At 70.4% G+C, this 11,404-nt stretch carries 9 protein-coding genes; 6 read left to right on the top strand and 3 right to left on the bottom strand.

The features are described from left to right. Positions 1 to 17 precede the first annotated feature (17 nt). Entirely contained in the window at positions 18 to 779 is a 762-nt protein-coding gene (locus FMP39_RS13390; protein WP_228557960.1) for a GlsB/YeaQ/YmgE family stress response membrane protein, read from the top strand. 227 nt (positions 780 to 1,006) lie between these two features. Continuing rightward, the gene (locus FMP39_RS13385) at positions 1,007 to 1,687 is read left to right on the top strand and encodes a hypothetical protein (protein ID WP_228557959.1); all 681 of its coding nucleotides are present in this window, start codon (positions 1,007 to 1,009) and stop codon (positions 1,685 to 1,687) included. Here the strand turns inward: FMP39_RS13385 and FMP39_RS13380 are convergent. Then, complete coding sequence (locus FMP39_RS13380; RefSeq protein WP_141590278.1) at positions 1,684 to 3,213, bottom strand: MBL fold metallo-hydrolase; 1,530 nt, start codon at positions 3,211 to 3,213, stop codon at positions 1,684 to 1,686. The genes FMP39_RS13385 and FMP39_RS13380 overlap by 4 nt on opposite strands. Then, entirely contained in the window at positions 3,210 to 4,505 is a 1,296-nt protein-coding gene (locus FMP39_RS13375; RefSeq protein ID WP_090492286.1) for an HD domain-containing protein, read from the bottom strand. Before FMP39_RS13375 ends, FMP39_RS13380 begins: the two co-directional genes overlap by 4 nt. 133 nt (positions 4,506 to 4,638) lie before the next feature. Between FMP39_RS13375 and FMP39_RS13370 the strand changes: the two genes are divergently transcribed. From FMP39_RS13370 to FMP39_RS13360, 3 genes are all read left to right on the top strand, one after another. Beyond that, complete coding sequence (locus FMP39_RS13370; protein ID WP_141590331.1) at positions 4,639 to 5,718, top strand: ATP-grasp domain-containing protein; 1,080 nt, start codon at positions 4,639 to 4,641, stop codon at positions 5,716 to 5,718. Then, a complete protein-coding gene (locus FMP39_RS13365; protein WP_141590277.1) occupies positions 5,630 to 6,097 on the top strand; it encodes a GNAT family N-acetyltransferase in 468 nt (155 codons plus the stop codon). Before FMP39_RS13370 ends, FMP39_RS13365 begins: the two co-directional genes overlap by 89 nt. Positions 6,098 to 6,160: 63 nt before the next feature. Then, a complete protein-coding gene (locus FMP39_RS13360) occupies positions 6,161 to 7,660 on the top strand; it encodes a transglutaminase family protein (RefSeq protein ID WP_194858383.1) in 1,500 nt (499 codons plus the stop codon). A 22-nt stretch (positions 7,661 to 7,682) separates the two neighbouring features. Here the strand turns inward: FMP39_RS13360 and FMP39_RS13355 are convergent, their stop codons facing one another. Beyond that, complete coding sequence (locus FMP39_RS13355; RefSeq protein ID WP_141590275.1) at positions 7,683 to 9,773, bottom strand: thioredoxin domain-containing protein; 2,091 nt, start codon at positions 9,771 to 9,773, stop codon at positions 7,683 to 7,685. Positions 9,774 to 9,888: 115 nt separating this feature from the next. Here FMP39_RS13355 and FMP39_RS13350 point away from each other — a divergent pair, with 115 nt between their 5' ends. Beyond that, on the top strand, positions 9,889 to 11,256 hold the full coding sequence (locus FMP39_RS13350) for a glycosyltransferase family 39 protein (RefSeq protein WP_141590274.1): 1,368 nt from the start codon (positions 9,889 to 9,891) through the stop codon (positions 11,254 to 11,256). Positions 11,257 to 11,404 lie beyond the last annotated feature (148 nt).

Genomic DNA, 11,404 nt, shown 5'->3' with positions numbered 1-11,404 from the left:
GCGGTAGCGTGTCCCAGGTGAAGGTTTCACGAGCCCACTCCATCGGGTTGGCCATGCTGGTCCTCTCGGGCCCGAACGCCGCTTGGGCGCAGGAGCCCCCCGCGAGCGAGCCCGCCCGGGCACCCGCCTCCGAACTGACGCCGCCGCCCCTGGTTCCAGCCCCGGGCGGCTGGGACGCGCCGACGCGCCGCGACGAAGACGCCGGGGACGACTCCCGCACGAGCCAGGAGACGGAGGGCACGGCCTCCGTCAATGAACAGGCCCTTCCTGGCAGAGCCCACTCCCGCGCCACGGACCCCGTGCCACGGGTGGCCGTGGAGTTCCTGGGTGGCGCCGGTGGCGGCATCATCGCGGGCTCCCTGGGCCTCCTCACGGGCTTCTTCGTGGGTGCGTCCACGGTGGGCTGCGACGAGTGCAGCATCGTCGCGGGCGTCGGTGGATTGACGGGGGTCGTGGTGGGAATCCCGGCCGGGACCTGGCTGGGTGGAAAGCTCATGGGCGGCCGGGGCACCTTCCTCGCCACCGCGGGCGGCAGCCTCATCGGCTGGGGCGGCGCGCTGGTCGGCTCCGCCCTGCTGGGCATCGGAGACAACGAGCCCGGCGGCGCGGTGTTCCTGCTGCTGCTCCCCGTGGTGGGCGCCGTGGCGGGCTATGAGCTGTCATCGCCGGGGGAGGAACGCCCCGCGCTCACGCGCAAGGCCCCGAGCACGTTCCAGGTGGTCCCCGTCGCCGGGATGGGCGAACGCGGGCCTCGCCTGGGCCTCGCCGGGAGCTTCTGAGGCGAAGCACCCCAGGGCAGCTGCGCACCTCGGGAGCTCGCTGTTCGGAAATGTCGGGACTTTTCGCCGCGCCAAAGTCCCGACATTTCCGAACAGCGCCCCATGGAACTCGCCCCAGACCCGCGACGCAGTCCTCCTGAGGCGCGCCGTCCGTTCAGCGCGAAACCCATCAGGGAGGCGATGGCATCCGTGCCCGCGCCGTGCTCTCACTCCGAGCACCAGCGCCCATGCACTCCCATCCGAACCGCCCCATCCTGCTGACGCTCCTGCTGCCCGCCCTCGCGCTCGCCCAGCCAACGGATGACGCGCCGCGGATGCCAGAGCCCATGACGGCCACTCAGCAGCGGCCCGCGGTGGGCCGTCCGTCACCGGCATCCAGGCCGCCGGCCTCTCCCCGGCTGCATCCGTCCCAGGATGCGCCGTTCCCGCTGGGCGCGCGCCTGGTGGGCGAAACGGTGGGCGGCGCGCTGATTGGCGCCTCTGGCCTCGCGGTGACCTTCCTCGGAGGCGTCCTCGTGTCGGACCAGGTGTCCTGCGGCTACAGCGAGTGCCGGTCCGGGAGGAACCTCAGCCTCATCAGCGCTTCGCTTGGGATGGGGCTCGGCGCAGTGTCAGGCGTGTACCTGGGAGGCTCGCTGATGGATGCACGCGGCGGATTCCTGCCCACGCTGCTGGGCGGACTGGTGGGAACGGCCGCGCCATTGGCCGTCGTGGCGCTGTCGGACGAAGCGTCCTGGGCGGTCCTCACCGCCACCTTCGCCGTGCCCGTGGCGACGTCCATCCTCGCGTTCGAGCTGTCCCATGGCGCCTACGAGCGGCGACGCCAGCAGGAGCGCCCCGTGGTGCTGGTGCCCACGGTGAGCCTGGCCCCGGGAGGCGGGGCGATGGGGCTCGCCGGCCGCTTCTAGGCGCGGAAGTACTGGAGCGACTCCTCACGCACGAGGCCTTCCTCCACCAGCTTCTCCAGGGTGGCCAGCGCGCTGCGCTCCGCGAGGGGATGCAGCAGCGGCGGCGTGTCCGCGTAGGCCAGGGACACCACCTGCGCCAGCGTGGCACCGTTGGGTGACACGGACTGAAGGATGAGTGCCTCCCGCGCCGCCCGGTGGTCCAGGTACTCCTGGAGCTTCGCGGGCCCGTCCGGAATCGGTGAGCCGTGCGCCGGGTACAGCGTGCTCACGGGCCAGTCCCGCAGCCGCGCGAGCTGCGTCAGGTAGTCCCGCATGTGCCCCTCCGGCGGGTCGATGACGATGGTCCCCACACCGGCCACCATGTCCCCCACCACCGCCGAGCGGCTGCGCTCGTCCACGAGACACACGTGCCCCTGTGCATGCCCCGGCGTGTGCAGCACGCGCCAGCGCTGCGGCACCTCGCCCGCCAGCTCCAGCACGTCACCGTCCTCCAGCAGCCGCTCCACGGGGAAGTCCAGGCGGTCCGCCGTACGCGCGTGGCACCACAGCGGGATGCCCAAGCGTTCCTTCACCGCGCGCGCGCCGCCCACGTGGTCACCGTGATGGTGGGTGAGCACCACTGCCACAGGCCGCAGCCCCTCCGCCTTCAGGCCCGACACCAGTGACAGCAGCTTCGCGTACTGCTTCACGTCCGCGGCGCCCGGGTCCACGATGAGCAGCTCGCCGTTGCCCAGCACATACGCGTTGGTATGCGCGGCCGGCGGCAGCGTGGGCGTCTCCAGCGCCACCACGCGCACGCCCTGCTGGAATTCGATGCGCTGCGAGACGTAGCCCGGGCAGAACGGAGGCGACGCCAGGCGCGCCAGGACTTCGGACGCATCCGTGAAGGAGCCCAGCACCTGGAAGGCATGCACCGCGGGCGGGTGCAGCAGCGCCGTGCCATCTCCCCACCGCGCCAGGGCATCAGCGGGCGTCACCCAGGCGCCCTCCGCGAGCTCGCCCGGCCACCACTCCGCGCGCGCGTGGGCGGGCATCTCCACCAGGTAGAAGCGCGTATCGAAGCGCACGGGCAGCGCCGGCGGCGTCACCCACCGGCCCGCGGCCCGGAAGTCATCCGCGTGCAGCGACAACCCCTCCGCCTTCAACAGAGCGCCCCACCCCAGCGTCCCGTCCAGGAGTGCCTTGCGCAGCGACGCCACCTTCGCGGCGGGCAGCGCCTCGGCGCCGTGGGCCACCGGCACGCCCGTCTCCTCGAAGAGCTCGCGCGCCGCGGCCGAGCGCAGCGCCGCCTCCTCTCCGCTGGCGCCCGCCACCGGCACGTCCGCGTCGGCCGCGTCCAGCTTGCCGCCGGGAAAGGCATAGAAGCCGCCCGCGAAGCGAAGCGCCTTGCCGCGCTTCACCCAGAAGACCTCCACGCCCTCCCCCGCGCGCCGGTACAGCAGCGCCACGGAAGAAGGGCGGGCCTCCACCGGACTGTGGGGCAGCAGGTCCAGGCCCAGGCCCAGACTGGGAAGACGCTCGCTCATGACTCCACCGCCTGGCCGAGTACCCGGCCCATCAACGCATGTGCCTTGTCCGCCTGGTCTGGCCGGACGTACAGCCGGACGAGCCGCACCGCCCCACTGTAGCGCTGATACAGCGGCGTGTAGCGCGCCACCTCGGTCAGCCGGCCGGTGGAGGCGTCGATGATGTACAGGCTCGGCCCTCGGCCAGATGGCCCGGAGGTGTACTTGCTGAGCACGTTCTGGGACTCGACGACGTAGTGGTCGAACTTGTGGGACACCAGCGCGCTGCGCAGCACGTCCAGGTCGTAGCCCGTGTCCCGCTCCGTGAACTGCGCCAGCAGCTTGTAGCCCTGCCGCTGGCTGATGCGCTGGGCCCACGGATTCTTGGAGCGGCGCAGCGTGTACCAGAGCGCCGAATCGTCACAGAGCAGGAACTCTTCCGGGTCCGAAGGAATCTCGAACTCGCCGGGCGACTCCTCGTAGTAGCGCCGCAGCATGTAGTCGAAGTTCACGGAGGTGTGGTGCAGGTACACCGACACGAACATGTGGTAGCGGCTGAGGAGGAAGTCCTCGAAGGCGAAGGCCGCCGCCCGGCTGAGGGCGAGGTAGGCCCGCCCGTCCTTCATCGCGGGATTGAGGTTGCTGACAATCCAATCCATGTCGTACCGGCCATAGTTGACGCCTGTGTAGAAGGAGTCGCGCAGCAGGTAGTCCATGCGGTCCGCGTCCAGCTCGCCGGAGACGATGGCGCGTAGCAGCGGCGTCCAGTCCACACCCTGGTGCGTGAAGCCCGGGTCCTTCGGCGGCTTCGCGCCCGACACCAGCGCCACCGCCGCCATGGGCGTAATCCCCATGCCGCCGAAGTGCTTCTCGATGATGGGCGTCAGCGAGCTGTCGAGGAGGATTTTCGCCGTGTAGTCCTCGTGCGTGGCCAGCTCGCCCTCCGCGGTGCCGTCCAGCCAGGATGGCAGGCGCAGGAGCGAGCGCTTCGGGGCGATGCGCTCCGAGGCATGCGACAGCGGCATGTGCCCCAGGTCATGGCAGAGGACCGCCAGACGCACCGCCGCGCAGAAGCGCTCCCGCACGTCCTCCGGCAGCGACGAGCGGGCAGCCACCGCGCCGAACACGCGCGAGGCGACATGCATGGCGCCCAGGGAATGGATGTGGCGCGTGTGCGTGGCCCCGGGAAAGGCCAGGTCCCCGAAGCCAAGCTGTCGGACATACCGCAGCCGCTGGTAGTGCCGGCTGTCGATGACGGCCTTCTCGGGGTCGCTGACCGGGATGGTGCCGTGGATGGGGTCACGGATGCGCATGATTCCCTTTCCATACTCCTGGATACCCCCTCGGGAGGCATCAAACGTACCGCGAACCTTTCCGGGGGGCAGCCGGCCTCACGTGCGGACTGTGATGGAGGCAGGGGACGTGGTAACCCTTCCGCACCACCGAATGCACATCATCCTGCTGCACAACCGCGACCACGACCTCCTCGAGGACGACCCTGGGCGGGAGGCCCGGGAGGATGTGGTCCGTGTCGCCTCCTCCATGGCGGACGCCCTCAACCGGGGCGACACCCTGGCCGAACCGCTCGCCATCGAAGGTGACCGGCTCGACTTCATGGACACCCTGCGCCGGTGCCAGCCGGACCTGGTCGTCAACCTCTGCGAGTCGTTGGCGGCCGACAGCCGGGGCGAGATGGCCATCCCCTGCCTGCTGGACGCGCTGGGGCTGGCCTACACGGGCTCGAGCGCGCTGTCCCTGGGGCTGGCGCTGCACAAGCCCAAGGCGAAGGAAGTCCTCACCGCGCGCGGCGTGTCCACGCCGCCCTTCCACGTGGTGGAGCGCCTGGAGGATGCATTGGCGGTGGACCTGCCCTGGCCGCTCATCGTCAAGCCCGCGCGGGAAGACGCCAGCATGGGCGTGACGTCGGAGTCCGTGGTGCACGAGCGCGCCGCGCTGGTCCGCGCCTGTGACGCGGTGCTCCGTGAGTTTCATCAGCCGGCCCTGGTGGAGCAGTTCATCCCCGGGCGGGAAATCTATGTGCCGCTGCTCGGCAACCGGCCGCGCCAGGCGCTGCCCCTGACGGAAATCGTCTTCGGTCGTACGTTCGAGGACAGACCCAACATCGTCTCCTACAACGCCAAGTGGGAGGCGGCGTCGGCGGAGTACCGGGACACCACCAGCGGATTGTGCCGGCTGGACGCGAACCTGGAGTCCCGTTGCGTGCAGGTCGCGCTGGAAGCCTTTGCAGCACTGGACTGTCAGGACTATGGACGGGTCGACCTTCGGGTATCCCCAGAGGGCGTGCCCTACGTCATCGACATCAACCCCAACTGCGACCTTCATCCGAGCGCGGGGTTCGCCAAGGCCGCCCTGGCCGCCGGAATGGACTATCCGGCCCTGGCGTCCCGGCTCGTGGAGGTCGCGCTCGAGAGAGCACATGGACATCCGTCCCATCGAAGAAAAGGATCGGGCGCCAATCGCCGCCCTGATTCGAAAGATCGAAACCTTCTCGCCGCAGGAGGTTGAGGTCGCCATCGAGCTGGCAAACACCACGCTCACGCCGGACAACACGGACTACGCCATCATCGTCGCGGACCGCGACGGCGAGCTCGTGGGCTACATCTGCTACGGCCCCACGCCGATGACGGAGGACACCTACGACCTGTACTGGATTGCGTCCGCACCGGAAGTTCGCGGTCAGGGCGTAGGCGCGGCGCTGGTGTCCGCCATGGAGGGCGACCTGCGCCGCCGCAACGGGCGCCTCATCCGCGTGGAGACGAGCGCCACCGAGGCCTACGGCCCCACGCGCGGCTTCTACGCCTCCATGAAGTACGGCGAGGAGGCCCGCATCCGGGACTTCTACAAGGTGGGGGACGACCTCATCATCCTCACCAAGCGGCTGTAATCGCCACGCCGCGAGGCCGGGCGGGTGAAGACAACGGCCCCTTCCCTCGTTAGAAGGGGCACGATGACTCGCACGCACCGACCGACCTTGCTGGCCCTCGTGCCCCTGTGTGCCCTGCTGGTGGGCGCACCGTCCGCGCTCGCGAGGGCGCCCGCCCCGGCGGCCAAGGCCACTGCCACACAGGCTCCCGTCTCCGACGTGGTGAAGGCCGCCCGGCCCAAGGGCGGCGAGTACTTCGGCCTGTACCTCATGGACAAGAAGGTCGGCTGGCTCTTCACCGACCTGGAAGTCCTGCCGGGCCAGCCCGCGCGGGTGAAGACGACCAACCAGCTCGTCTTCAAGGCCATGGTGGGCTCGCGCGTGTCGGAGCGCATGCATGACGAGGAGCGCATCTACGAGGCGAAGCCCGGTGGGCGCCTGCTGTCCTTCGTCGTGAAGCAGACCGGTGACGGCGGCACGCAGACGCTGGTGGGCACGGCCACGGCGGACGGCTTCCAGGTGGTGCGCAAGCGCCCGGGCCGCCCCGACGAGACGCTGCCCAAGCGGCCTCCGACGAAGGAGCGGGTGGAGGACGCCGACCCGCCGCGCGTGGCGCTGCTGCGCAAGGCGAAGGTGACGGGCTTCTCGTTGGATGGAATGGACCTGGAGTCCTACGGCCTCTCCACCACCGTGGAGCCCGAGGAACAGCGGACCATCAACGGCGTGCAGGTGAAGCTGGGCAAGGCCATCACCGTGTCGGAGAAGGAGAAGGTCCCCGTCGTTTCGTACATCACCCAGCGCGGGGAGATGGTGCTGGTGGACTACGGCACGACGATGCAGGCCCGGAAGGAGACGGAGGCCGTCGCGAAGCGGCTGGACCTGGTGGAAGTCTTCGGACTCACCCGCGTGGTACTGCCCAAGCCGCTGCCCGAGTCCGCGCGCACCGTGCCCGGCCACGTCACGCTGGTGGTGCAGGGCCTGCCCGCGAAGTTCCAGGAGCAGACGTACCGCCAGCAGTTCAAGCCGCAGCCGGATGGCAGCGTAGAGGTGACGCTGTCCGCCGTCGCGCCCAAGACGCGCAAGCCCCTGCCGCTGAAGGACCCGGAGGGCGGAGAGAATCTCAAGTCCACGCTCATGGTGGAGAGCGACGCGCCGGCCATCCGCGAGCTGGCGAAGCAGCTCGTGGGGACGGAGAAGGACGCGTACCGCATCGCCCAGAAGGTGAACACCTGGGTGTACACCAACCTGGAGAAGGACTACGGCGCCAGCGCGGACCGGGCCACGGACGTGCTGAGCCAGAAGAAGGGCGACTGCACGGAGCACTCGCTCCTGTCCGTGGCGCTGCTGCGCGCGGCGGGCGTGCCCGCCCGGCGCGTGGACGGCGTCATCTACATGGTGAACCAGGACGGCGTGCCCGCCCTCTACTGGCACGAATGGGTGGAGGCCTTCGTGGGCGAGTGGACCCAGTTGGACCCCACCTTCAACCAGGTGGTGGCGGACGCCACGCACTTCGCCTTCGGCAAGGAAGGCAACGCCGAAATCACGCCGCTCATCGGCGCGCTGAAGGTGACGGCCGTCAAGTGACGCAGGCCGCGCCGGCCCCTGCTCAGGGGCCGGTGAGCGCCGCCAACCGCTGGGCCAACACGTCCGGCTCGGTGACGGGCAGCTCGCAGACGAAGCCCCGGCACAGGTAGGCGGCGGCCCGTCCCTTCACGGGCTCACGTCCTTCGAAAGTCCCTTGCAGCAACGCGGGCACGGGCTGCCCTGGCGCCTTCCAGGCCAGCGCCACCGTGGGCGCGAAGGCGCGGTCCATGGCGGCCCGCAGCGGCGCCACGTCGTCGGACGCGCCCGCGACGGTGACGGACGCCGCGCCCTCCAGCAGCGCATCCGCCGCCAGGCCCAGGTAGCCGTAGCCCATGGTGTTTCGCACGAGCCCGTCGTGCATCCGCGCCACGTAGCGCTCCGGCAACTCCAGGTGCTGCTTGTCACCCGTGAGCGCCGCCAGCTCCACCTGCGCCTCCGTCAGCGTGGAGGCGCCGGACGGGAAGGCGTTGTCGAAGAGGCCATACGTCGCCACCACCAGGTCCTTCTGTCCCCGGGGCGCGGTGAGGTACGCCGCCTTCTCCGCGTCCCAGAAGAGGTCCACGGCCCGGCGCACCAGCGCGTCCGCCGCCTCCAGGTACTTCACGTCGAAGGTGGCCTGGTAGAGCGCGGTGAGGCCCGAGGCCAGGTCACCGTAGTCCTCCAGGAAGCCGTCGATGCGCGCCTGTCCCTCCTGGTACGAGCGCGCCAGCCGCGTCCCGTCCCACGCCTTCTCCAGCACGAAGTCCGCGGCGTCCGCCGCCCACTTCGCCCACTCCGGCCGACCGAAGACACGCGAGGCCAACGCGAGCCCGCGAATCATGAGCCCGTTCCATCCCGACAGCAGCTTGTCGTCCCGGCCCGGCTTCACCCGCCGCTCCCGCGCGTCGAAGAGCGTCTGCTTCGCCGCGGCCAGCTCGCGCTCCACGGCGTCTTCGGAGACGCCGCGCTCCCGCGCCAGCTCCGACACGGGCACCACCACCTCCAGCACCGTCGCGCCATGCTCGAAGTTGCCGCCGGGCTTGATTCCGAAGTGGCGCAGCACCAGTTCCGCCTGCGCTTCCGGCAAGGCCGCGCGGACCTCCTCCGGGCGCCACACGAAGAACTTCCCCTCCTCGCCCTCGCTGTCCGCATCCTGCGCCGCGTAGAAGCCGCCGCCCGCGTCGGTCATCTCGCGGCGCACGTAGGCCACCGTCTCCGCCACCACCTTGCGCCACAGCGGGCGCGGCTCCACCTGCTGCGCCTGCGCGTAGAGGTGCAGGAGCTGCGCGTTGTCGTAGAGCATCTTCTCGAAGTGGGGCACCAGCCAGCGCGCGTCCACCGAGTACCGGTGGAAGCCGCCTCCCAGCTGGTCATAGATGCCGCCCAGGGCCATGCGCTCCAACGTCAGGAACACCGCGTCCTTCAACGGCGCGCCCCCGCCCCTTCGCCACGCGCGCAGCATCAGCGCGAAGTTCATCGGGTTGGGGAACTTGGGCGCGCCGCCGAAGCCCCCGTGGACCGCGTCCACCTGCTTCGCCATGCGCTGGCCCATGCCCACCACGTCCGCCGCCGTCAGCACCGCGGGCGCGGCCTCCAGCCCGTAGGTGGCCAGCTCCCCGAGCCCCTCCTCGAACTGGGCCGACTGCCGCTGCACCTCGTCCTGCTTGTTCTCCCACGCGTCCCGCAGCGCCATCAGCAGGCGGGGGAAGCCCGGGCGCCCATAGCGGTCCTGCGGCGGGAAGTAGGTGCCGCCGTAGAAGGGCTTCAGGTCTGGCGTGAGGAACACCGTGAGCGGCCAGCCGCCGCCCTGTCCCATGAGCTGCACCACGCCTTGATAAATCTGGTCCAGGTCTGGCCGCTCCTCGCGGTCCACCTTGATGTTGATGAAGCCCTCGTTCATCAGCCGGGCCGTCTCGGGTGACTCGAACGACTCGTGCGCCATGACGTGGCACCAGTGACAGGCGGAGTAGCCCACAGACAGCAGGATGGGCTTGTTCTCCGCCTTCGCCTTCGCGAGCGCCTCTTCCCCCCAGGGGAACCAGTCCACGGGGTTGTGTGCGTGTTGGCGCAGATACGGAGAGGGTTCCCGGGCCAGACGGTTGGAAGTGTCAGCTGACGGAGGGGGCGTGGCCATCGGGACTCCAGGAAGAGGAATGCCTGTCGAGATACGAACCCGCGCGAGGGCGGGCAAGCCGAAAGCACTGGAGGGATGGTGGTCAACAGAGGGGCGGACGGAGTAGGTCGCCGCCGTGTCTCCGCCGTCTCCCGCCTCGACGGGCCTCAGTCTGAAGACCTGCGTGGCGCTGCTCGGCGTGGCGATGGCGGCGCGGCTCGCCCTGGTGCTGGGCACGGACGTCTACTTCGACACCGCCTATTACTGGCAATGGGCCCGCCAGCTCGACTGGGGCTATTTCGACCATCCACCGTTGGTGGCCTGGCACATCGCCCTGCTGGGCATCGAGGGCACGGCGATGCTGTGCGGCGTGGGGACGGTGGCCGCGGTGTGGCGGCTGGCGCGCGACGTCCATGGCGACGCGGCGACGGCCTGGCGGGCGGCGGCGCTGTGGAGCGTCGTCCCCGCGGGCGCGGTGGCCGGCGTGTGGCCCACGCCCGACTCTCCCCTGCTCCTGTTCTGGACGCTGGCCCTGTGGGCCCTGTGGCGGGAGCGATGGGTCCTCGCGGGACTGGCCGGAGGGTGCGCCCTGCTGTCGAAGTACCCGGCCGTGCTGCTGGGCGTGGCGTTCCTCATCGCCACGGTGCGAGCGCGACGCCTGCCCTGGGGCGCGTGGCGCACGGCGACGCTGGCGGGCGCCTTCTTCGCGCCGGTGGTGTTCTGGAACGCGGGCCATGACTGGGTGGGCTTCGCCTTCCAGCTCAGCCATGGCCTGGGCCGCGGCTGGCGCAGCGGTTGGAGCACCTTCGGTGAGTTCCTCGCGGGCCAGCTCGCCCTGGGAGGACCGGTGCTCTTTCCCCTCGCGCTGGTGTACGGCGTGCGCGGTCCGCGCGAGCACTTCCTGCTGCGCATGGCGGCCTGCGTCCCCCTGCTCTTCTTCGGCTACGCGTCGCTGCGCACCCGAGGCGAGGCCAACTGGCCGTCCGCGGCGTACCTCGCGGCCTGCGTGGGCGTGGCGGGCATGCGGCCCGTCTGGCAGCGCGCGGCGGCGTTCAGCGGGCTGGCGGTGGTGCTGGTGGTGGGCTCGCACCTGCTCTTCCCCGTGCTCCACTTCCGCCGGGACAGGACGCTGTGGCGGACGCACGGCTGGCGCGTGCTGCGCGAGTTGGCCACGCCGCAGCGGTTGTTCCCGGAGCTGACGCCCGACAACGTGGCCGCTGTCTACGCGCCCAACTACCAACTGGCGTCCCAGGTGGCCTACTACGCGCGGCGGCTCACGAAGACGGGGGCACCGGCCCGCTTCAGCCAATATGACCTGTGGGCCGACCCGGCCGTGACGCCCGGGCAGGACGTGCTGTGGGTGAGCGAAGGCGGAGCGGAGCCCCCCGAGGAGCTGGCCTCTCGCTTCACCACGGTGGAAGGCCCCGTGGAGCTCTTCGGTGACTTTCGTGGGCGGCGGTTGCACACCTTCCAGGTGTGGCGGCTGCGAGCGCACAAGCCCTGAGCGACGACAACGGGCGCAGCGCCTCCACGTCTGGCCAACCGGCCTTGTTCACCGACGGGCAGTCTGGCCCCCTGCCTTTGACGGTGCCACGGGTGAGCCCTAGGTTTCCGGTTCCAGGTGCGGTGGAGGAGCCGATCTCCCAGGGGCC

Source organism: Myxococcus sp. AB056, assembly GCF_006547365.1.
Taxonomy (GTDB): Bacteria; Myxococcota; Myxococcia; order Myxococcales; family Myxococcaceae; genus Myxococcus; species Myxococcus virescens.
Note: the sequence above shows the minus strand (reverse complement) of the source record. Positions and strands in the feature narration are given on the sequence as shown.

Coding starts and splice junctions, on each gene's coding strand:
- FMP39_RS13385 (WP_228557959.1), top strand. CDS start 1,007: ATGCACTCCCATCCGAACCGCCCCATCCTGCTGACGCTCCTGCTGCCC.
- FMP39_RS13380 (WP_141590278.1), bottom strand. CDS start 3,213: ATGAGCGAGCGTCTTCCCAGTCTGGGCCTGGGCCTGGACCTGCTGCCC.
- FMP39_RS13375 (WP_090492286.1), bottom strand. CDS start 4,505: ATGCGCATCCGTGACCCCATCCACGGCACCATCCCGGTCAGCGACCCC.
- FMP39_RS13370 (WP_141590331.1), top strand. CDS start 4,639: ATGCACATCATCCTGCTGCACAACCGCGACCACGACCTCCTCGAGGAC.
- FMP39_RS13365 (WP_141590277.1), top strand. CDS start 5,630: ATGGACATCCGTCCCATCGAAGAAAAGGATCGGGCGCCAATCGCCGCC.
- FMP39_RS13360 (WP_194858383.1), top strand. CDS start 6,161: ATGACTCGCACGCACCGACCGACCTTGCTGGCCCTCGTGCCCCTGTGT.
- FMP39_RS13355 (WP_141590275.1), bottom strand. CDS start 9,773: ATGGCCACGCCCCCTCCGTCAGCTGACACTTCCAACCGTCTGGCCCGG.